The organism is Microlunatus sagamiharensis (assembly GCF_900105785.1).
GTDB classification, from domain to species: Bacteria; Actinomycetota; Actinomycetes; order Propionibacteriales; family Propionibacteriaceae; genus Microlunatus; species Microlunatus sagamiharensis.
The window spans coordinates 286,208-306,166 of sequence record NZ_LT629799.1 but is presented as its reverse complement, the minus strand read 5'-3'; the positions used below and the strand labels follow the sequence as shown (position 1 = coordinate 306,166).

Below are 19,959 nucleotides of genomic sequence, written 5' to 3'. Positions count from 1 at the left end.
GAGCATCCCGGCTGGCGTGGGTGACGTGGGTGCCGGGATGGCGCATCATGATCGGCATGCCGGAGCCGCGCATGATCGCCTTGGGGTTCGGGAAGTACGTGCGCTCGGACAAGGTCTTCGCGCTGGAACGCCTGGTCGGTGACCAGCGTGGTGAGGGCCGGCGTACGCGGGTGTGGATCGAGGGCGTCCCCGAGCCGATCGTGGCGTCGCGGACCGAGGTGACGATCCTGCGCGACATGGGCGAGGAGGCGGCGGCCGACGTCCCCGTCCTCGACGAGGCGCTCGACCTGGCCGCCCGCCTCGCCGCGGCCGCCGACGCCGGCCGTGTCGACCTCAGCGACCTCGGGCGTCGCGCCCGACGTGTCCTCGCCTCGACCACCCAGCCGCAGCTGCCCGCCGACGACTGAGTCGCGGAGACGGTTTTCTGCGGTTCGTCGCCGGTATCGGGCCCCTCCGCCCCCTGACGAGGCCATGAGCAGCAGAAAACCGTCCATCAGACCTCCGGACTGGTGCCCCAACCCGTCGGCCCGACCCCGCCGGGGACGACGTCGGCGGGGGCGTACGGCTCGCGGGTGAGGACGAACGACGCGAGGTCGAGGTGCGTCACCGCCCCGTCCGCGTCGCGGACGACGGTCAGGGTCTCGCCGCGGTAGTAGCCGTCGCGACCGGTCCAGGTGCCGTCGGCCTGCGGACGGAACCGCGACTCTCGCCCGCGGTTGCCGAGGGTGACGAGCTCGAGGTAGCGGTCGGCGTGCAGCTTGATCGCGAACGGTGCTGCACCCCAGTACCAGGGACCGGTCAGCGCGACCAGGGCCGGTTCCGCCTCGGGCAGCGGCGCCCATGCCTCGGGGAAGCGCGGCTCGGCGCTGACGACCGCCTCGAACAGGTCCTCGACGAGCGCGCCGACGTCGGGCCCGGACGTCGCGTTGGCGAACGCGACGAGGGCGAGCCCCGCGTCCGGCGCGAGGTCGAGCCCGGCGAGGAAGCCGGGCATCGAACCGCCGTGGCCCACCAGGCCGTGCTTGCCGCCCGACGCCTGGAGCCCGAGCCCGTAGCCGCCCGCCTCCGGGTCGGTCCGCGCCACCGGCTCGCGCATCTCGCGGAGCGAGTCGAGGGACAGCACGCGGTCGTCGCCGTCGAGCAGGAAGGCAGCGAACCGCGACAGGTCGGCCACGGTCGACCAGAGCTGCCCGGCCGGGGCCATCAGGCCGGCGTCGTGGGCGGGCTCGGGCAGCAGCAGGTCCGCCCACGGGTGCACGGCGAACCCCTGCGCGTGCGGCGCGACCGGCATCAGGGTCGTCCGGCGCAGGCCGAGGGGTTCGAGGACCTCCGCGGCGAGCACCTCGCCGAAGGGCCGGCCGCGCAGCCGCTCGACGAGCGCCCCGAGGACGGCGAAGCCCGCGTTGGAGTAGTGGAAGTGCCGCCCCGCCAGGAGCCGCCCCGGCTCGGGGCCGAGCACGTCGGCGAGCGCGGGGCGCACCGCCCCGTCGGTGCGCTCCCACCAGGGGGACGGGGTCTCCGACGCGATGCCCGCGGTGTGGCTGAGCAGCTGCAGCACGGTGCGGTCGCCGACCGACGTCCCGGGCAGGTGCGTCTCGACCCGGTCGCCGAGGTCGAGCCGGCCCTCGTCGCGCAGCCGCAGGACCAGGACCGCGACGAACGTCTTGGTGATCGAGCCGATCCGGTACTGCGTGTCCGGCGTCGGGGCCGCCCCGTCGACCGTGCCGCTGGAGCCCGTCCAGACGAGCTCACCGTCGCGCACCAGCCCGGCGACGAAGCTCGGCGCCCGTCCCTCGGCCTGCGCGCGGGCGAGGCGGTGGTCCAGGGCACGGCGGGTGCTCTCCAGCAGCGGGGGCGCGTCGGTCACGGCGACCACCTCATCACCTCGGCGAAGCTCAGCGCCAGCCGTACTCGATCTCGGGACGGCCCGACCCGCCGTGCCGCGTGCGCCGCTCCACCACGCCGGTGTCGACGAGGTGCTCGAGGTAGCGGCGGGCCGTGACGCGCGAGGTGCCGACCCGTTCGGCCGCCTCCCCGGCCGAGAGCGGCCCGGCGTCCTGCACCGCGCGCACGACCAGGGCCACCGTCTCCGCGGTCAGGCCCTTGGGCAGCGACTCCGCGCTGCGGTGCGGGCGGAGCGTCCGTAGCACCGCGTCGACGTCGGACTGCGCGACCGACGCCGGCTGGGCGTCGAGCTGGTCGCGGTAGGCGACGTACTGCTCGATCCTGGCCTTGAACGCGGCGAAGCTGAAGGGCTTGATCAGGTACGCGACCACGCCCTGCGCGACCGCCTGGCGCACCGCCTCGACCTCGCGGACGGAGGTCACGGCGATCACGTCCGCGTCGACGCCGGCGACCCGGAGGTGGGCGAGCAGCTGGAGCCCGTGGGTGTCGGGCAGCCTGAAGTCGAGCAGGACGAGGTCGACGTCAGGGTGCTGAGCCAGCAGGCGTACGGCGTCGCGCCCCGAGCGGGCGATCCCGACCACGTCGAACCCGAGACGGGTCAGGTACGCGGCGTGGGCGGCCCCGGCGGTCTCCTCGTCCTCGACGACGACGGCGCGGTAGGTCACCGCCCACCTCCGACGCTCACCGTGAACCGCGCCCCGCCCAGCGCGCTCGCGTCGATGTCGAGCGTCCCGCCGAGGCGGCGCACCGTCTGGAGCACGAGCGCCAGGCCGAGCCCGCGCCCGGCCACGGAGTCGGTCGACTTGGTCGACCACCCGCGCCGCACGATCCGCTCGCGGTCGGCCGGGGCGACACCCGGACCGCTGTCCTCGACGACCAGCCGCAGGGCCCGGCCCGCCGTCGTCAGGTCCACCGTGACCTCCGGCGTACGACCCTCCGGCCCGCGGGTCGCGGCGGCGTCGACCGCGTTGTCGACGAGGTTGCCGACCAGCGTCAGCAGGTCGTGGTCGTCGAGCTCGTGCGCGCCGACGCTGGAGGCGGGCGCGAGCCGGAGCGTCACCCCGCGCTCGCTCGCCTTGGCCGTGAGCCCGAGCAGCAGCGCGGCCACGACCGGGTCGCCCACGTGCTCGAGGATCTGGGCGTCGAGGCGCCCGCCGCGGTCCAGCTCGCCGGTGGCGAAGCCGATCGCCTCGTCGGTGCGGCCGAGCTCCATCAGCGAGACGACCGTGTGCATCCGGTTGCCCGACTCGTGCACCTGGGCGTGCAGGGCGTCGGCGAGGCTGCGTACGGAGTCGAGCTCGCGCGTGGCGGCCTGCAGCTCGGTGCGGTCGCGCAGCGTCGTGACGGTCCCGAGCGCACGACCGCGCCAGCGTGCGGTCGTGTGGTTGACCACGAGGATGCGGTCGCCGACCAGGTGCCACTCGTCGCGCACGTCGCGCGGCGACGCCATCGTCGCTGCGAGGGCCTGGGGCAGCTCCGGGCCCACGGGCTCCCCCACCGGCGGGTCCGCGCCCAGCAGCCGCCGGGCCTCGTCGTTGACCAGCCGGACGCGGTGGTCCAGCCCGACCAGCACGATCCCCTCGCGCACGGAGTGCAGGACCGCGTCGTGGTAGTCGAGCATCCGGCTCAGGTCCCGCTCCGGGAGCCCGCCGGTCTGGCGACGGACCCGGCGGCTGACGAGCCCGGCGCCGGCCGTGCCCACCGCGAGCACGGCGAGTGCGGCCAGCCCGATGGGCACGAGGTTGGGCCAGAAGGACCGGCTCAGGCGGTCGGTGGTGATGCCGACGCCGACGAGGGCGACCACCCGCCCGCCGGAGCGCACGGGGACGACCGAGCGCACCGAGGGGCCGAGTGTGCCGACGTACTCCTCGGTGACGTCGCGCCCCTGCTGGGCACCCGCGATCGTGCCGCGGAAGGTGAGCCCGATCTGCGTCGGGTCGGGATGGGTCCAGCGGCGGCCGTCCGTGGTCATGATCACCACGAAGTCGGTCCCGGTCTGCTGCTGCACGGCGAGCGCGTACGGCTGGAGGACGGCGGTCGGGTCGGGCGCGGCCACCGCGTCGACCACCTCGGGCGTCGTGGCCACCGTGTGGGCCACCAGCAGGGTGGCCGTCTCCGCCTCGCGCCGCTGGTCGCCTCGCGCGTCGGCCAGCGCCAGGGCCCCGCCGACGAGCACGACCGCCGCGACGACGACCACCTGCAGCAGCAGGAGCTGCACGGCGACGCTCTGCGCCGCCACGCGTCCTCGCAGGCTCATGGCACGACCACGAGCGGCATTGTGCCGGGGCGACGGCGCCCGAGGGCGGTGCGGCGCGGCGGTCGGCGCTCGTGAACTCAACGAACGCAAGCGTGCGGGTCCTCGGCGACCGGCCCCAGGATGACGCGACGCCACCCGGCGCACCCCGTCAGAGCTGACCAGGAGCACCCCCATGAGCGCACCCTCGGGCCCGTCCTCGCGCCCGCCGTCCGACACCCGTGACGCGCTGCAGACCGCCGGCGAGCCCCAGGCCCCGGCCAAGAAGCGCGACCGCACCCACTGGCTCTACATCGCGGTGATCGTCGCCGTGGCGCTGGGCATCCTCGTCGGGCTCGCCGCACCCGACCTCGGCAAGGCGCTGAAGCCGCTCGGCACCGGCTTCGTGGCGCTGATCAAGATGATGATCGCGCCGGTGATCTTCTGCACGATCGTGCTCGGCATCGGTTCGGTCCGCAAGGCGTCGCAGGTCGGCAAGGCCGGCGGGCTCGCGCTCGCGTACTTCCTCGTGATGTCGACCTTCGCGCTGGCCATCGGCCTGGCCGTCGGCAACGTCATCCACCCCGGCGAGGGGCTGCGGCTCACCGACGCCGCGGCGCAGGCGGGTGCCGCGCAGGCGCCGGAGGAGAAGCTCAGCACCGCCGAGTTCATCCTCAACATCATCCCGACGACGCTGTTCTCGTCGTTCACCACCGAGACGGTGCTCCAGACGCTGCTCGTCGCGCTGCTCGTCGGCTTCGCGCTGCAGGGCATGGGCAAGGCGGGCGAACCGGTGCTCCGTGGCATCGGCCACCTGCAGAAGCTTGTGTTCCGCATCCTGTCGATGATCATGTGGCTGGCCCCGATCGGTGCCTTCGGCGCGATCGCCGCCGTGGTCGGCAGCACCGGCGTCGCCGCCCTCAAGAGCCTGGCGATCCTCATGATCGCCTTCTACCTGTCCTGCGCGCTGTTCGTGTTCCTCGTGCTGGGCCTGCTGCTCAAGGCGGTCACCGGCGTCAGCATCTTCTCGCTGCTGCGCTACCTCGGCCGGGAGTACCTGCTGATCGTCTCCACGTCCTCCTCGGAGTCCGCGCTCCCCCGCCTGATCGCCAAGATGGAGCACCTCGGGGTGTCCCGCTCCACGGTGGGCGTCGTGGTCCCGACGGGCTACTCGTTCAACCTCGACGGCACCGCGATCTACCTGACCATGGCGTCGCTGTTCGTCGCGAGCGCCCAGGGCAGCCCGCTCGGCGCGGGCGAGCAGATCTCGCTGCTCGTGTTCATGATGATCGCCTCGAAGGGCGCGGCCGGCGTGACCGGCGCGGGCCTGGCCACCCTGGCCGGCGGCCTGGCCTCGCACCGTCCCGACCTCGTCGACGGGGTGGGGCTCATCGTGGGCATCGACCGCTTCATGTCCGAGGCCCGTGCGGTCACGAACTTCTCCGGCAACGCCGTCGCCACGCTGGTCGTCGGACGCTGGACCCACAGCTTCGACGCCGACCGCGCGCGCCGCGTCTTCGCCGGGGAGCTGCCCTTCGACGAGGCCAACCTGGTCGACGACCACGGCTCGCGCACGGACGACGAGCCCGCCGACCCGCAGGCCCAGGAGCTGGTCGGGGCGCGCTGAGGCGGACGACGCTCTGACCGAGGCGCGGTCCTGCTCAGGCGTAGGACCTGAGCAGGACCGCGCCGTGGTCCTCCGGGGACCGATGAGTGGAGCCCTCGACCCTGGTCCGTCCCCGTGACAGCGAACCGTCACCGAGGAGGACCGATGTCCGCGATCACGCCGTGCCTGTGGTTCGACACCCAGGGCGAGGAGGCGGCCCGCTACTGGGTGTCGCTGTTCCCGAGCTCGTCGATCACGTCCGTGCAGCTGTGGGGACCGGAGAACCCGGAGCGCCAGGGCACGCCGCTGATGGTCGAGTTCGTGCTCGACGGGCGCCCGTTCAGCGCGCTGAACGGTGGCCCGGAGTTCACCTTCTCCGAGGCCTTCTCGTTGCAGGTCGACTGCGCCGACCAGGCCGAGGTCGACCGCTACTGGGACGCGTTCGTCGGCGACGGCGGGCAGGAGAGCGACTGCGGCTGGTGCAAGGACAAGTACGGCTTCTCCTGGCAGGTCGTGCCGCGGATCCTCACCGAGCTGCTGGCCGACCCCGACCCGGGCGTCGTGAGCCGGGCCATGCAGGCGATGCTGACGATGAAGCGGCTCGACGTCGCCACCTTCGAGCGCGTGGCCGCGGGCCGCTGAGCCGTACGCCCCGGGGCAGCGGCCCCGGTCAGCCCAGCTGCAGCGAACCCGCCGCGTCCTCCTGGCCGGTCACGTCCCAGAGGTGGTGGACGACGTCGTGGAGCACGTACTGCAGCAGGGTCTCGACGCTGAACTCCGACCCGTTCGACCGGGTGCCGCGGCGCGCCCAGGCCGCGGGCTCGATCTCGGCGATCTCGCTGACGAGCCGCTGCGCGGCGGCCTCGAGGTCGTCGGCCACCTGCTCGGGGTCCTGCTCGGCGTAGCGGCCGGTGCGCGCCGCCTCGTCCTGGTCCCAGTCCGCGAAGACCGGGTCCTGCTGGGTGAGCAGCAGGTCGAGCCGCTCGCTGGTCATCGCGAGCACGTCGCGGACGTGCGCGCCGTACTCCAGCGGCGACCACCGGTCCGGCGCGGGGCGCTGCTCGACGGCCGGGTTCTCCTCGAGGATGCGCACCCACTCCTCGGCGGCGACGAAGTAGCGCTCGCCGAGCGCGTCGCGGGCGACGGTGCCGACCTCGGCCCCGCACTGCTCGCAGCGTCGCAGCAGGACCCAGGTCCAGTCCTTGTCGTCCCCGGGCGGCTCCGTCAGCGCGTTCTCGGCCACGCGTCCAGCGTCGCACAGCCCGGCGGGCCGGGGCCGTCCGCGTACGCCCTCCACCACTAGACTCCTGCGACGCGGGAGCCGAGGGCGCCACCGCGGGAGGAAGAGCCACGTGCCACAGGCGAGCCGGTCCGGACGCATCACCAAGGTCCTCGTGGCCAACCGCGGCGAGATCGCGGTCCGCGTGATCCGGGCCGCGGCCGACGCCGGCCTGGCCAGCGTCGCCGTCTACGCCGACCCCGACGCCGACGGCCTCTTCGTCACCCTGGCCGACGAGGCGTACGCGCTCGGCGGCGCGACCCCGGCCCAGACCTACCTCGACGTGGCCAAGATCCTCGACGTCGCGGCGCGCTCGGGCGCCGACGCGGTCCACCCGGGCTACGGCTTCCTGGCCGAGAACGCGGACTTCGCGACCGCGGTCGCCGAGGCCGGCCTGACCTGGATCGGTCCGCCGCCCGCCGCGATCACCGCGCTCGGCGACAAGGTCCAGGCCCGCCACATCGCGCAGAAGGTCGGCGCCCCCCTCGTCCCCGGCACGGCCGACCCTGTGCAGGACGCCGACGAGGTCGTCGCCTTCGCCCGCGAGTTCGGGCTGCCGGTCGCGATCAAGGCGGCGTTCGGCGGCGGCGGTCGCGGCCTCAAGGTCGCGCGCACCCTCGAGGAGATCCCCGAGCTGTACGAGTCGGCCGTCCGCGAGGCCGTCGGGGCCTTCGGCCGCGGCGAGTGCTTCGTCGAGCGCTACCTCGACCGCCCGCGCCACGTCGAGACCCAGTGCCTGGCCGACACCCATGGCAACGTCGTGGTCGTCTCCACCCGCGACTGCTCGCTCCAGCGCCGCCACCAGAAGCTCGTCGAGGAGGCGCCAGCGCCGTACCTGAGCGAGGAGCAGCTCGACCGGCTCTACACCTCGTCCAAGGCGATCCTGCGCGAGGCCGGCTACGTCGGCGCCGGGACCTGCGAGTTCCTCGTGGGCCAGGACGGGACCATCTCCTTCCTCGAGGTCAACACCCGGCTCCAGGTCGAGCACCCGGTCTCCGAGGAGGTCACCGGCCTCGACCTCGTGCGCGAGATGTTCCGCGTCGCCGACGGCGAGGAGCTCGGCTACGGCGACCCCGTGACCAAGGGCCACTCGATCGAGTTCCGGATCAACGCCGAGGACCCGGGCCGCGGCTTCCTGCCCGCGCCCGGCACCCTCACGGCCTGGCAGCCGCCGAGCGGCCCGGGCGTCCGGGTCGACGAGGGCTACCGCGCCGGCATGACCGTGCCGGGCAGCTTCGACTCCCTCGTCGCCAAGATCATCGTCACGGGCGCCGACCGCGAGCAGGCCCTGGCTCGCTCCCGCCGCGCGCTCGCCGAGCTCGTCATCGACGGCATGCCGACGGTGGTGCCCTTCGACCGCGTCGTCCTCGACGACCCGGCCTTCACCGCGGCGGACGGTCGGTTCGGCGTGCACACGCGCTGGATCGAGACCGAGTTCGACAACCAGATCCAGCCGTGGCACGGCACCGGGGCCGAGGCGGGCGAGGAGGCCGAGCGCGAGCGCGTCGTCGTCGAGGTCGGCGGCCGTCGCCTCGAGGTCGTGCTGCCCGCCGGGCTCGGGGCCGGGCGAGCCGTGGCCAACGGGACCACCAAGACCAAGCCGGCCCGCCGCAAGGCGGCCGGGGCGGCGACCGCCCCCAGCGGGAACGCGCTCACCTCACCGATGCAGGGCACGATCGTCAAGGTCGCGGTGAACGACGGCGACCACGTCGAGGCGGGCGACCTGGTCGTCGTGCTCGAGGCGATGAAGATGGAGCAGCCGCTGACCGCGCACCGCGCCGGCACCGTGTCCGGGCTGGCCGCCGAGCTGGGCGCGACCGTGACGTCGGGGTCCGTGCTCTGCGAGATCGTCGACGCCTGAACGTCGCGTTCCTGCGCTTCACCGGAGCGTGACACCCGGCTCGCAATAAGTCGCTAAGAACGAGCCGCCGTACTGGTCTTGCGGCTGCCGATGGGGAGACTTGTCCCATGGGTGAGTTTCTCGTGCTGCTGCTCGTGCTGGCAGTCGTCTTCGGGGGCGTGGGGCTCTACCGTCGGCACGCGGTGGCGCAGCGCCAGCAGGCCGAGCAGGCGGCGCTGGAGAGCCAGCTCTCCACGTCCCGGCGAGCCGCCGACGAGGACGTGACCAAGTTCGGCGAGGAGCTCCAGCGGCTCGACGTCGACGTCGCCGGGCACCCGCTCGACGAGGCGATGCAGCAGGACTACCAGCGCGCGCTCGACGCGTACGAGGACGCCAAGAGCTCCCTCGACGCGGTCACCAAGCCCGACGAGATCCGCCACGTCACCGAGATCCTCGAGGACGGTCGCTACGCCGTGGCCTGCGTCAAGGCCCGCGTCAACGGCACGAAGCTCCCGCAGAAGCGGCCGCCGTGCTTCTTCAACCCCGCGCACGGCCCCTCGTCGCAGAACGTCGACTGGGCGCCCCCGGGCGGCGCGAGCCGCTCCGTGCCCGCCTGCCCCGCCGACGCCGAGCGCGTCCTGGCCGGCGCCGACCCGTACATCCGCACCGTCCAGGTCGGCGCGCAGCGCGTGCCCTACTGGGAGGGCGGCCCCGGCTACCAGCCCTGGGCCCAGGGCTACTACGGCCGCTGGAGCGGCAGCGACATGCTCTCCGGGATGCTGATCGGCAGCATGCTCTTCGGCGGCGGCAACATGTTCGGTGGCATCGGCGCCGGGCTCGGCGGCCTGGGCGAGGGCATCGGCGACGGGTTCGAGTCCATCGGTGACGGCATCGGCAGCATGTTCGACGGCATCGGCGACTTCTTCGGCGACTGAGCGCGTCGTCTGTCTCCGCTCCGCTCCGACGCGGTCGGCGCTCTGGTCCGCCGTCTTCCTCCTCCGCTCTGACGTCGAGCAGATGTGCGGCTGCCGCACGCGAGCGGCGGCGTCAGCGCTCCGTCGTCCAGACGGCGGCGCGCCGACCGGCGACGGTCATGTCAGCGCGAGTTGCGGACCATGCCGCCTGAGGACCTGTGCAGGTCGAGCAGCGCCCGCAGGGTCTCGGCGCAGCCGACGTCGAGCTTGAGGGTGGCGAGGTCGTCGCCGCGGGTCGTGCCGCGGTTGACGATCACGACGTCGCGCTCGTGCTTGACGTTGTGGCGCACGAACCGCAGCCCGGACATCACGGTCAGCGACGAGCCCAGGACGACCAGGACGTCGGCGCCGTCGACCAGCGCGTACGCCTGGTCGACACGGTCGCGCGGGACCGTCTCGCCGAAGAACACGACGTCGGGCTTGAGCACACCGCCGCAGGCGAGGCAGTCGGCGAGGACGAAGTCGCCCCACTCGTCGACCACTGCGTCGCCGTCCGGCCGCAGCTCGGCGTGCTCGAGGACGCGCGGGGCGCCGACGTCGGGGTTGAGGACGGCGAGCCGGTCCTGCAGCTGCCGACGACCGGTGACGCGACCACAACCCAGGCACACGACGTCGGCGATCGACCCGTGCAGCGGGATCACCGGCGAGCTGCCGGCCTGCTGGTGGAGGCCGTCGACGTTCTGCGTCACGACGCCGATCAGGCCGCTCGGCTCCAGGTCGACGAGGGCGCGGTGGCCGGCGTTCGGCTCGGCGTGGCCCATCCGCGACCAGCCCTGGTACGACCGCGCCCAGTAGCGCCGGCGGTTGTCGACCGAGCGGACGAACTCCGCGTAGAGCATCGGCGTGGCGCGGACCGACGTCGGTCCGCGGTAGTCGGGGATGCCGCTGTCGGTGCTCATCCCGGCGCCCGACAGGACCGTCCAGGTGCGACCGCCGAGCAGTTCGGCGAGCGCCTCCGCGGCCGCGACCGCGTCGGTCTGCCCCGTCTGCACCGCCTCCACCGCTGCCGCCGTCACGTCGCGAGAGTACCTGCGGACCGGAGGCACGGCCCCCGGTCGAGCGTGCGGGCCCGCTGGCAGCATGACGCCATGGACACCGTTCCCGCCGCGCTGGTCTTCGACGTCATGGGCACGGTCGTCGACGACCGTGGCGGCGTCCGCGGCGCGACCCTGACCGTGCTGGAGAGGCGCGGCGACGACCACGAGGCCGCCCTCGCCGTCGCGTCCGGGACCGCCGAGCGCCAGACCGCGCTGATGAAGGAGGTCAGCTCCGGCGCTCGCCCGTGGGCGTCGCACCGGGCGCTGCGCCGCACGGCGGTCCGCGAGGCCGTCGAGGCGGCCGGCCTGGCCCCGCTCGAGCAGGCCGACGAGGACGAGCTCTCCGGGGTCGTGCACCGCTTCGAGCCCTGGCCGGACTCCCCCGACGCGCTCGACCGGCTCCGCACCGACCACGTCGTCGTCGCGCTGACGAACGCCGACCCGGCCGAGCTCGCCGGCTTCTCACGCCGTGGCGGCCTGGCCTGGCACCTCGGGCTGTCGACGCGGCCGAGCGGGGCCTACAAGCCGGACCCGCGGGCGTACGCGGTCGCCGTCGAGGCCCTCGAGCTGGAGCCCGGCGAGATCATGATGGTCGCCGCGCACCCCTGGGACCTGCGCGCCGCCGCCCGGACGGGGATGCGCACCTGCTACGTCCGTCGACCCGGGGAGGAGCCCGCACCTGAGGGTGAGTTCGACCTCGAGGTCGACGACCTCCACGCCCTGGCCGACGCGCTCGACGCGGTCGTCGACCGCTCGGAGGACGGAGCCCGGTGAGCCCCCAGCCGCCCCGCCGCCGGCCGCGCAGCAACCTGCTGGTGCAGCTCGGGCAGACGTTCCTCGCGATCGCGGCCGCGATGCTCGTCCTCGGGCTGGTGCTCGGCACCGGCGACGCCACCGTCTGGCTCGGCCTCGTGCTGCTGGTCGTCGGCCTGCCCCTGCTCCTCGTCGGCCTGCGGCGTCAGCGGGCGGGTGCGGTGCCGCCCGCGGAGGGTCCGCCGCGGGCCTGAGGTCTCGACGAGACCGGACGCCGACCGCTGCCCGGCCCTCCGACAGGCTCAGGGAGCGTTCCTGCGGGTGCGAACAGCGACCCGCTACGCAGGCCCCCGGACGTCGGCCTCCCAGCGCGCCCGGCGCTCGTTGTCCGTTTGCTCCCACCAGGGGGTGCCGCGCTCCCCGAGGGCGACCTTGGCCGCCTGCACGCCGTCGCGCGAGGTGCGTTCCTCGTCGGTGCCCTTGGTACGCCGGACGTCGCGGCGCCAGGCCATGAGCACCTTCTGCAGCTCGGCGCGCCGCTCGTCGGGGATCAGCGGGTCGGTCGCGCGCCAGCGGCGTCCGTCGACCAGGATGAAGCGGCCGTCCTCGGTGTGCTCGACGTCCTCGCGCGCCACCGGGACCCCTAGGTGATCGAGCGGGTCCCGTGCAGCCGGCGCGCCGCCTCGGCGATCGAGCCGGAGAGCGACGGGTAGACCGTGAACGAGGCCGAGAGCTGGTCGACGGTGAGGCGCTGGGAGATGGCCAGCGAGATCGGGTAGATCAGCTCGCTCGCGCGCGGCGCCACGACGACGCCGCCGATGACGATGCCCGTGACGCTGCGGCAGAACAGCTTGACGAACCCGTCCCGGTTGCCCTGCATCTTGGCCCGCGGGTTGCCGCGCAGCCGCAGCACGACCTCGCGCGCCGGCACGACGTGGTCGTCGACCTGCTGCTGGCTCACCCCGACGGTGGCGATCTCGGGGGTGGTGAACACGTTCGAGGACACGGTCAGCAGGTCGAGCGGCGCCACCGCGTCGCCGAGCGCGTGCCACATGGCGATGCGGCCCTGCATCGCCGCGACGGAGGCCAGCGGCAGCACGCCGGTGCAGTCGCCGGCCGCGTACACGCCGCGGGCCTTGGTGCGCGAGACCCGGTCGACGACGATCGAGCCGTTGCGGTCGGTCTCGACCCGGGTGGTCTCCAGGCCGAGGTCCTCGGTGTTGGGGATCGAGCCGACGGCGAGCAGGCAGTGCGAGCCGGAGACCTTGCGGCCGTCGGTGAGCGTCACCAGGACGCCGTCGCCGTCGCGCTCGACCGAGGCGGCCCGCGAGCGCGACATCACGGTCATGCCCCGCCGGGTGAAGACGTCCTCGAGCACCTGGGCAGCGTCTGCGTCCTCGCCGGGCAGCACCCGGTCGCGCGAGGAGACGAGCACGACGTCGGAGCCGAGGGCGTCGTACGCGCTGGCGAACTCCGCGCCGGTCACGCCCGACCCGACGACGATCAGCCGCTCGGGCAGCTCGGGCAGGTCGTAGAGGTGGCGCCAGCTGAGGATGCGCTCGCCGTCGAGCGGCGCGGACGCCAGCTCGCGCGGGCGCGACCCCGTGGCGATGAGCACGATGTCGGCGTCGAGCTGCTGCTCGGTGCCGTCCTTCAGCGTGGCGACGACCCGCTCGGGCCCGTCCATGCGCCCTCGGCCGTCGAGGATCGTCACGTGCTCGTTGAGCAGCCGCTCGGCGATGTCGGCGGACTGGTTGGTGGCGAGGTCGAGCACGCGGGCGTTGACCGCGGCGAGATCTACGGCGACGCCGTGGTCGGGGTCGTCGTCGGCGCAGCCGGCGGCATCCAGCCGGACGCCCAGCTCGCCGGACTCGCGCACCTCGGTCATCACGTCGGCGGTGGCGACCAGCGTCTTGGAGGGCACGGTGCCGGTGAGCACGGCCGACCCGCCGAGGCCCTGGTCCTCGACCAGCGTCACCGCGCCGCCGAGCTGGCTCGCGACGAGCGCGGCCTCGTAGCCCCCGGGTCCTCCACCGATGATCACCACCTGGTCCACGCCCCCATGGTCGCAGGGTCGACCCAACGCACGCCCCACACCCGTCCGCACGCGTCCGGCCCGCTCGCCGTGCGGGCCCTGGCTGGTGCGGTTCGGATAGCGTGCGTGCGTGCTGTACGCCGCCTACGGGAGCAACCTCGACTCCGCGCAGATGGCGGAGCGGTGCCCGCACAGCCCGCTGCGCTGGACCGGCTGGATCCCCGGCTGGCGCCTGACCTTCGGCGGCGACGGCTTCGACGGCGCCCTGCCGACGGTGGTGGAGGCGCGCGGCGCCGACCCGTCGGAGCAGCACGTCTACGTCGCGGTCTACGACGTCACCGACGCCGACGAGTCGACCCTCGACGCGTGGGAGAGCGCCGACTCCGGGCTCTACTCCAAGGTCCGCGTCCGGGTGGAGACGCTCGACGGGATCAAGACCGCCTGGGTCTACGTCCTGGAGGACTTCGAGGGCGGCCTGCCCAGCGCCCGCACCCTCGGCATCCTCGCCGACGCGGCCGAGAACGCCGGCGCCCCGGCCGACTACCTCGCCGAGCTCAGGAACCGTCCCTGCCGCAGCGGCTGGTGACTCCTCACGGCCGACGGCCTACCGTCGGTCCGTGACCACCTGGAACCGCACCCCGCAGGAACCCGTCGGCTCGCCGTTCGGCGCCACCAGCACCGCCGCCGAGGTCCTCGACGGCACCGACCTCGCCGGCACGTACGCCGTCGTCACCGGCGGCTACTCCGGCATCGGCCTGGAGACGACCCGCGCGCTCGTCGCCGCCGGCGCCGAGGTGCTCGTCCCGGCTAGACGGCCCGAGCGGGCGCGCGAGGAGCTGGGCGGGCTGGAGCGGACCGAGGTCGGCACGCTCGACCTCGGCGACCTCGACAGCGTCAAGGCCTTCGCGGACGGCGTCCTCGCCGCCGGACGACCGGTCGACCTCATGATCGACAACGCCGGGATCATGGCCACCCCGGAGACCCGCGTGGGCCCGGGCTGGGAGGCCCAGCTCGCCACGAACCACCTCGGGCACTTCGCCCTGGTCAACCGCCTCTGGCCGCTGATCAGCACCGGCGGCGGTCGGGTCGTCTCGGTCTCCTCGGCCGGCCACCGCCGCAGCCCGATCCGCTGGGACGACCCGATGTTCACCCGCGGCGACTACGACAAGTGGGAGGCGTACGGGCAGGCCAAGACCGCGAACGTCCTCTTCGCCCTGCGCCTCGACGAGCTCGGCGCGGGGTCGGGCGTCCGGGCCTTCTCGCTGCACCCCGGCGGCATCCTCACCCCGCTCCAGCGCCACCTGCCGCTCGAGGAGCAGGTGGCGCTCGGCTGGGTCGACGAGCAGGGCCGCCCGCTGGTCGACTTCAAGACCCCCGAGCAGGGCGCCGCGACCACGGTGTGGGCGGCCACGAGCCCGCTGCTCGAGGGCCTCGGCGGGGTCTACTGCGTCGACTGCGAGGTCGCCGAGGTCTCGACGGGCGACGAGCCCGGCGTGCGCCCGTACGCGGTCGACCCCCAGCAGGCGGCCTGGCTGTGGGACCTGTCCGCCGACCTCACCGGCGTCAACGCGTTCGCCTGAGCCGCGGTCCGGGGCACCGGTCGGGCAGCCCGACCGGCCCTCGTTAGGGTGCGGAGCATGCCTCTGCCGACCCGACCCGACCCGTACGCGCTCGCCGAGGAGGCCGCCCAGGCCGTCCGGGAGCGGTTCGGCGTCGAGCGCATCGACGTCGTCCTGACGCTCGGCTCGGGGTGGTCGGCGGCGTCGGAGGACCTCGGCGAGGAGATCGGCAGCTGCCCGATCGGTGAGCTGCCCGGCTTCAGCACGCCGGTCGTGATCGGTCACGGCGGGCAGTTCCGGGTCGTGCGGACCGCCGGCGGCAAGACCGCCGCCGTGCTCACCGGGCGCACGCACTACTACGAGGGCCGCGGCGTCGCGCCGGTCGTGCACGGCGTGCGCACCGCGATCAAGGCGGGCGCGAGCACCGTCGTGCTGACCAACGGCTGCGGGGGCCTGAACCTCGACCGCCCGGCCGGCACCGTCGTCCTGATGCGCGACCACATCAACCTCACCGGGGCCAACCCGCTCGTCGGGGCGCGGTTCATCGACATGACCGAGTCGTACTCGAAGCGCCTGCGCGACCTCGCCCGCACCGTCGACCCGGACCTGCCCGAGGGCGTCTACGCCCAGTTCCACGGCCCGTCCTTCGAGACCCCGGCCGAGGTCCGGATGGCCGGCGTCCTCGGCGCCGACCTCGTCGGCATGTCCACCGCGCTGGAGACCATCGCCGCGCGCGAGCTCGGCGCGGAGGTCCTCGGGCTGAGCCTCGTGACGAACCTCGCCGCCGGCATCTCCCCCACCCCGTTGCACCACGAGGAGGTCCTCGAGGCCGGTGCCGCCGCGGCCCCGCGCCTGCGCAGCCTCCTCGCCGGCATCGTCGCGGCGCTCTAGGACACCCGCGATGGCGCTCGAGCCCGACCTCCGCCGGACCGTCGAGGACTGGGCCGCCCAGGACCCCGACGACGCCACCCGCGCCGAGACGCGCCGGCTGCTCGAGGCGGCCGAGGGCGGCGACGGGCCAGCCCTCGCCGAGCTCCGGAACGCGTTCGGCGTTCGCCTCGCCTTCGGCACCGCGGGCCTGCGCGGGGCCCTCGGCCCGGGGCCCAACCGGATGAACCGCGTCGTCGTCACCCAGGCCGCGGCCGGGTTGGCGCGCTACCTCCGCGACCAGGGCCACAGCGACGGGCGGGTGCTGGTCGGGCACGACGCGCGGCACGGCTCGGAGGCGTTCGCGCGCGACACCGCCGAGGTGCTCGCCGCGGCCGGCCTCGAGGTGCTCCTGACCGACGGGCCGGTCCCCACGCCGGTCGTCGCCTTCGGGATCCTTCACCTCGGCTGCGTGGCCGGCGTGGTCGTCACCGCCTCGCACAACCCGGCCCGCGACAACGGCTACAAGGTCTACCTCGGCGACGGCTCGCAGATCGTGCCGCCGGCCGACGCCGTCATCGCCGCGCACATCGACGAGGCCGCCACCCGACCGCTCGCCGACCTGCCCCACAGCGACGCGTACGCCCGTGCGGGTGCCGAGCTGCTCGACGCGTACGCGGCCCGCGCGGCCTCGCTCGCCCCGGCCGACGGCCCGCGCGAGCTGCGGTGGGCGTACACGCCGATGCACGGCGTCGGCGGCGCGCTGGTGCTCGACCTCGTCGGGAGGGCGGGCTTCCCGGCGCCCGCGGTGGTGGCCGACCAGGCCGAGCCCGACCCCGACTTCCCGACCGTGCCCTTCCCCAACCCCGAGGAGCCCGGCGCGATCGACCAGGCCCTCGCGCTGGGCCGCGAGGTGGACGCCGACGTCGTCGTGGCCAACGACCCCGACGCCGACCGGTGCGCCGTCGCCGCGTCCTTCCCCGGAACCGGCTGGCGGATGCTCACCGGCGACGAGCTGGGCGTGCTGCTCGGCGAGGACGCGCTGCGCCGGGGCACGACGGGGACGTACGCCCGCTCCGTCGTCTCGAGCACCCAGCTCGCCGACGTCGCGACCGCGTACGGGCAGGCGAGCGTGACGACCCTGACCGGCTTCAAGTGGATCGGACGGGTGCCCGGGCTGGCCTTCGGCTACGAGGAGGCCATCGGCTACTGCGTCGACCCGGAGGCGGTGCACGACAAGGACGGCATGACCGCCCTGGTCCGGGTGCTCGCGCTGGTCGCGGGCCTGCGGGCCTCGGGGACGACGCTCGCTCAGCGCCTCGACGAGATCGCCACCACGTACGGCGTCACGCTCACCAGCCAGCTCTCGGTCCGGGTCGACGACCTCAGCGAGATCAGCGACGCGATGGCACGGCTCCGGGCGCAGCCGCCGGGCACGCTGGTCGACGAGCACGTCGAGGTCTCGGACCTGTCGGCGGGTTCCCACGACCTGCCGCCGACCGACGCCGTGCTGCTGGAGGGGCCGACGGTCCGCGTGGTCGTGCGGCCCTCCGGCACCGAGCCCAAGCTCAAGGCCTACCTCGAGGCCCGGGTCCCGCTCGCGCAGACGGAGGGTCTCGAGGACGACCGCAGGCGGGCCAGCGAGAAGCTGACCCGCCTGCGGCAGGAGATGAAGGACGCGCTCGGGCTGGCCTGAGCCATCCGACTCGCCGGCAGGGTCTGCTGAAAAGCCGTCACTCGATCGCGGTCCCGGCCCGGGCTGAGCGTGGTTCCTTCGGCCCGGGTCGATCGAGTGACGCGTTCTCAGCAAACCGACCCAGGGGTCAGCCGCCGATCGGCGTCGGGTCGGTCGGCAGCGGCGGGACGGGCAGCGAACCGCGGACCTGGTTCTGCGCCTGGCACTGGCTGGTGCAGTTGGTCGCCCCGGCCGAGAGCTCGATCGCGTCCTCGCCGAGGACGCCCCCGAGGCGCCCGCCCGGCTGCACGACCCACGTCGTGGTCGTCCGGTCCTGGCTGGTCTTCGTCGCCACCTGCGGGCTGTCCTTGCCGAGCAGCATCTGGTGCGCGCCGCTGCCGGAGGTGACCGGGTCGAGCCCGTCGCCGAAGTTGATCTTGTTGGTGTACGGGTTGACGAAGTAGAAGAGGTCCGGCCCGAGCACGTGGGTGAGGGTGACCGGCCCGGCGAACTCCGGCTCCATCTGGAAGATGCCGCCGGCCGGCGCGTCCTTGGCCTGCACCTTGAGCTTGCCCGCCGACGTCGACAGGATCGCGGTGAGGGTGTCGTCCTTCACCTCGAGCTGCGAGAGCCGCGCGCCGCTGCGCTGGGCCGCGGTGAGCGTCGGGACCTTGGAGGCGAAGACGACCGTCGGCGAGGCGACCATGCGGTCGGCCGACGGCGCGCCCGTGAGCGTGTAGTCGTAGACGCCGAAGGTCGACACGTCGAGGTCGAAGCGCACGTTGACCCCACGGACGGCGATGCGGCCGTTCGTGGCCACGCCGCGCAGCCTGACGTCCTTGCCGGCGGCGGGGTTGTACGTCGTGCCGTTCACGGCGACCGCGAAGTCGCCGGTGGGCTCGGCCTTGGCCGAGGCGGTCGGCGCCGCGAGCACGGTGCCGGCAGCGGCGAGCAGCGCCGCGGTGGCGACGAGACCGGCGCGGGCACGGCCGCGGACGGGGCGGCGCTCGTGGGCGTGGTCCGGGGTGACGGGGTGGAGGGACACGGGAGCTCCTGGGCTCGGGGGGCAGGGCCGGCGAGGTCCTCGTCGGCGCCACCCATCCTGAGGATCGTCAGGTGCAGGGCTCCATAGGACGATCGGGCTAGGCCGTCCGGCCGGTCCGCCTGGCCGGAAGGGCGCTCAGGAGCCGGAGCAGGCGTCCGGGGCCAGCCGCTCGGGCAGCCACAGCGAGCCGGCCGGCGCCGACGGCTCGCCGCCCAGCAGGGTGTGGACCGCGTACGCGAGGACGAACGAGCAGACGCCCACGAGGGCGAGGAACGACAGCCAGCGCCGGAGCGGGTGCGGCGTACGCGCGTCCGCCCCGTCGCTCCCGGCGGTCCAGACCACGCGGCGGTCGGGCTCGCGGGGGTCGTCGGTCGGGTGGTCGGCGGGAGGCACTCCCCCACCCTGGCGGGCCGTCGCCGCCGCCGTCAGTCGGACGAACGTCGTAGGACCGGGCCGGGCACCCGGCCTACGAGCGGGCCCCGCGGCGCTCGAACCAGAGGGCGGCCGAGGTGCGGTCGGCGACGCCGAGGCGGGCGAAGACGTTGGTCAGGTGGGCCTTGACGGTGCGTTCGCTGATGCCGAGGCGACGGCCGATGGTCTTGTTCGGCAGGCCCTCGGCCACCATGGCGAGCACCTCCTCCTCCCGGTCGCTGAGGGGCGAGGACCCGGCCGTCGAGGCGGCCGACGCCGGCGCCGAGGGGCGGCGGCTGGTCAGCAGGGTGCGCGCCGCCTTGGGGTCGAGCGGCGAGCCGCCGGCGACGACCTCCCGCACGCCGGCCAGGATCACCTCCGGCTCGCTGTGCTTGAGCAGGTAGCCCTCGGCGCCGGCCTCGAGCGCGTCGAGGATCCAGCGCTGGTCCGCGAGCGAGGTGAGCACGAGGACGTGGGCGCCGGGGTGGGCCGCCAGCACCGCGGCGGTCGCGCGGACGCCGTCGGTCCCGGGCATCGACAGGTCCATCAGGACGACGTCGGGACGCAGCTCCGAGGCCAGGCGCACGGCCTCCGCCGCGTCGCCGGCCTCGCCCACCACGTGCAGGTCGGTCGTCGTCGCGAGGAGGGCGCGCAGCCCGCCGCGCACGATCGCGTGGTCGTCGACGAGGAGCACGTCGATCCGGGCCGGGGGCTCCGGCGGCGCCGGGGTCGCAGTCACC

At 74.3% G+C, this 19,959-nt stretch carries 21 protein-coding genes; 11 read left to right on the top strand and 10 right to left on the bottom strand.

All coding sequences use genetic code 11. The features are described from left to right. Positions 1 to 56: 56 nt before the first annotated feature. The gene (locus BLU42_RS01370; RefSeq protein ID WP_091079036.1) at positions 57 to 407 is read left to right on the top strand and encodes a hypothetical protein; all 351 of its coding nucleotides are present in this window, start codon (positions 57 to 59) and stop codon (positions 405 to 407) included. Positions 408 to 493: 86 nt separating this feature from the next. On the opposite strand, the gene BLU42_RS01365 is transcribed toward BLU42_RS01370, so the two are convergent. Genes BLU42_RS01365 through BLU42_RS01355 form a run of 3 tightly spaced genes read right to left on the bottom strand, consistent with a single transcriptional unit; the run spans position 494 to position 4,162 of the window. Continuing rightward, entirely contained in the window at positions 494 to 1,867 is a 1,374-nt protein-coding gene (locus BLU42_RS01365; protein WP_231918390.1) for a serine hydrolase domain-containing protein, read from the bottom strand. 28 nt (positions 1,868 to 1,895) lie between these two features. After that, on the bottom strand, positions 1,896 to 2,570 hold the full coding sequence (locus tag BLU42_RS01360) for a response regulator (protein WP_091072672.1): 675 nt from the start codon (positions 2,568 to 2,570) through the stop codon (positions 1,896 to 1,898). Further along, entirely contained in the window at positions 2,567 to 4,162 is a 1,596-nt protein-coding gene (locus tag BLU42_RS01355; RefSeq protein ID WP_091072669.1) for a sensor histidine kinase, read from the bottom strand. Before BLU42_RS01355 ends, BLU42_RS01360 begins: the two co-directional genes overlap by 4 nt. A gap of 172 nt (positions 4,163 to 4,334) precedes the next feature. Here BLU42_RS01355 and BLU42_RS01350 point away from each other — a divergent pair, with 172 nt between their 5' ends. After that, positions 4,335 to 5,765, top strand: coding sequence for a cation:dicarboxylate symporter family transporter (locus BLU42_RS01350; protein WP_091072665.1), 1,431 nt, complete (start codon positions 4,335 to 4,337; stop codon positions 5,763 to 5,765). Between the two features lie 144 nt (positions 5,766 to 5,909). After that, positions 5,910 to 6,386 (top strand): VOC family protein, encoded by a 477-nt coding sequence (locus tag BLU42_RS01345; RefSeq protein WP_091072663.1) that lies wholly within the window; start codon positions 5,910 to 5,912, stop codon positions 6,384 to 6,386. Positions 6,387 to 6,414: 28 nt separating this feature from the next. Here the strand turns inward: BLU42_RS01345 and BLU42_RS01340 are convergent, their stop codons facing one another. Continuing rightward, positions 6,415 to 6,987 (bottom strand): DinB family protein, encoded by a 573-nt coding sequence (locus BLU42_RS01340; protein WP_231918389.1) that lies wholly within the window; start codon positions 6,985 to 6,987, stop codon positions 6,415 to 6,417. Between the two features lie 109 nt (positions 6,988 to 7,096). On the opposite strand from BLU42_RS01340, the gene BLU42_RS01335 reads away from it, so the two are divergent. Both BLU42_RS01335 and BLU42_RS01330 read left to right on the top strand, forming a co-directional pair. After that, positions 7,097 to 8,884 carry an acetyl/propionyl/methylcrotonyl-CoA carboxylase subunit alpha gene (locus BLU42_RS01335; RefSeq protein ID WP_231918388.1) on the top strand — a complete coding sequence of 596 codons (1,788 nt, stop codon included), beginning with the start codon at positions 7,097 to 7,099 and terminating at the stop codon, positions 8,882 to 8,884. A 107-nt stretch (positions 8,885 to 8,991) separates the two neighbouring features. Beyond that, on the top strand, positions 8,992 to 9,798 hold the full coding sequence (locus tag BLU42_RS01330; RefSeq protein WP_091072655.1) for a hypothetical protein: 807 nt from the start codon (positions 8,992 to 8,994) through the stop codon (positions 9,796 to 9,798). Positions 9,799 to 9,959: 161 nt separating this feature from the next. Here BLU42_RS01330 and BLU42_RS01325 read toward each other — a convergent pair whose 3' ends face one another. Continuing rightward, a complete protein-coding gene (locus BLU42_RS01325) occupies positions 9,960 to 10,853 on the bottom strand; it encodes a Sir2 family NAD-dependent protein deacetylase (RefSeq protein WP_231918387.1) in 894 nt (297 codons plus the stop codon). A gap of 72 nt (positions 10,854 to 10,925) precedes the next feature. Here BLU42_RS01325 and BLU42_RS01320 point away from each other — a divergent pair, with 72 nt between their 5' ends. Next, positions 10,926 to 11,648 carry a haloacid dehalogenase type II gene (locus BLU42_RS01320; protein ID WP_091072650.1) on the top strand — a complete coding sequence of 241 codons (723 nt, stop codon included), beginning with the start codon at positions 10,926 to 10,928 and terminating at the stop codon, positions 11,646 to 11,648. After that, positions 11,645 to 11,881: a hypothetical protein gene (locus tag BLU42_RS01315; RefSeq protein ID WP_091072646.1), complete on the top strand. Its 237-nt coding sequence runs from the start codon at positions 11,645 to 11,647 to the stop codon at positions 11,879 to 11,881. Before BLU42_RS01320 ends, BLU42_RS01315 begins: the two co-directional genes overlap by 4 nt. Positions 11,882 to 11,965: 84 nt before the next feature. On the opposite strand, the gene BLU42_RS01310 is transcribed toward BLU42_RS01315, so the two are convergent. Continuing rightward, positions 11,966 to 12,262 carry a hypothetical protein gene (locus BLU42_RS01310; RefSeq protein WP_091072644.1) on the bottom strand — a complete coding sequence of 99 codons (297 nt, stop codon included), beginning with the start codon at positions 12,260 to 12,262 and terminating at the stop codon, positions 11,966 to 11,968. Positions 12,263 to 12,270: 8 nt separating this feature from the next. Continuing rightward, positions 12,271 to 13,683, bottom strand: a complete 1,413-nt coding sequence (locus tag BLU42_RS01305; RefSeq protein ID WP_091072641.1) for an NAD(P)H-quinone dehydrogenase — start codon at positions 13,681 to 13,683, stop codon at positions 12,271 to 12,273. 109 nt (positions 13,684 to 13,792) lie between these two features. On the opposite strand from BLU42_RS01305, the gene BLU42_RS01300 reads away from it, so the two are divergent. From BLU42_RS01300 to BLU42_RS01285, 4 genes are read left to right on the top strand one after another with little or no spacing between them, the layout of a single operon-like run. Further along, on the top strand, positions 13,793 to 14,248 hold the full coding sequence (locus tag BLU42_RS01300) for a gamma-glutamylcyclotransferase family protein (protein ID WP_091072638.1): 456 nt from the start codon (positions 13,793 to 13,795) through the stop codon (positions 14,246 to 14,248). A gap of 31 nt (positions 14,249 to 14,279) precedes the next feature. After that, positions 14,280 to 15,242: an SDR family NAD(P)-dependent oxidoreductase gene (locus tag BLU42_RS01295; RefSeq protein WP_091072634.1), complete on the top strand. Its 963-nt coding sequence runs from the start codon at positions 14,280 to 14,282 to the stop codon at positions 15,240 to 15,242. A 57-nt stretch (positions 15,243 to 15,299) separates the two neighbouring features. Next, positions 15,300 to 16,112: a purine-nucleoside phosphorylase gene (locus tag BLU42_RS01290; RefSeq protein WP_091072631.1), complete on the top strand. Its 813-nt coding sequence runs from the start codon at positions 15,300 to 15,302 to the stop codon at positions 16,110 to 16,112. Positions 16,113 to 16,122: 10 nt separating this feature from the next. Continuing rightward, positions 16,123 to 17,784: a phospho-sugar mutase gene (locus BLU42_RS01285; protein ID WP_091072626.1), complete on the top strand. Its 1,662-nt coding sequence runs from the start codon at positions 16,123 to 16,125 to the stop codon at positions 17,782 to 17,784. A gap of 127 nt (positions 17,785 to 17,911) precedes the next feature. Here BLU42_RS01285 and BLU42_RS01280 read toward each other — a convergent pair whose 3' ends face one another. The 3 genes from BLU42_RS01280 to BLU42_RS01270 all read right to left on the bottom strand — a co-directional run bounded on the left by BLU42_RS01280 (position 17,912) and on the right by BLU42_RS01270 (position 19,958). Next, positions 17,912 to 18,808, bottom strand: a complete 897-nt coding sequence (locus tag BLU42_RS01280; protein ID WP_091072623.1) for a hypothetical protein — start codon at positions 18,806 to 18,808, stop codon at positions 17,912 to 17,914. Between the two features lie 135 nt (positions 18,809 to 18,943). Beyond that, positions 18,944 to 19,201 (bottom strand): hypothetical protein, encoded by a 258-nt coding sequence (locus BLU42_RS01275; RefSeq protein WP_091072619.1) that lies wholly within the window; start codon positions 19,199 to 19,201, stop codon positions 18,944 to 18,946. A 73-nt stretch (positions 19,202 to 19,274) separates the two neighbouring features. After that, the gene (locus tag BLU42_RS01270) at positions 19,275 to 19,958 is read right to left on the bottom strand and encodes a response regulator (RefSeq protein ID WP_091072616.1); all 684 of its coding nucleotides are present in this window, start codon (positions 19,956 to 19,958) and stop codon (positions 19,275 to 19,277) included. Position 19,959: the final 1 nt, after the last annotated feature.

Bases quoted from the DNA above. Each gene is read 5' to 3' on its own strand.
- BLU42_RS01370 (WP_091079036.1), top strand. From the start codon at position 57: ATGCCGGAGCCGCGCATGATCGCCTTGGGGTTCGGGAAGTACGTGCGC.
- BLU42_RS01355 (WP_091072669.1), bottom strand. From the start codon at position 4,162: ATGAGCCTGCGAGGACGCGTGGCGGCGCAGAGCGTCGCCGTGCAGCTC.
- BLU42_RS01350 (WP_091072665.1), top strand. From the start codon at position 4,335: ATGAGCGCACCCTCGGGCCCGTCCTCGCGCCCGCCGTCCGACACCCGT.
- BLU42_RS01345 (WP_091072663.1), top strand. From the start codon at position 5,910: ATGTCCGCGATCACGCCGTGCCTGTGGTTCGACACCCAGGGCGAGGAG.
- BLU42_RS01330 (WP_091072655.1), top strand. From the start codon at position 8,992: ATGGGTGAGTTTCTCGTGCTGCTGCTCGTGCTGGCAGTCGTCTTCGGG.
- BLU42_RS01320 (WP_091072650.1), top strand. From the start codon at position 10,926: ATGGACACCGTTCCCGCCGCGCTGGTCTTCGACGTCATGGGCACGGTC.
- BLU42_RS01290 (WP_091072631.1), top strand. From the start codon at position 15,300: ATGCCTCTGCCGACCCGACCCGACCCGTACGCGCTCGCCGAGGAGGCC.
- BLU42_RS01285 (WP_091072626.1), top strand. From the start codon at position 16,123: ATGGCGCTCGAGCCCGACCTCCGCCGGACCGTCGAGGACTGGGCCGCC.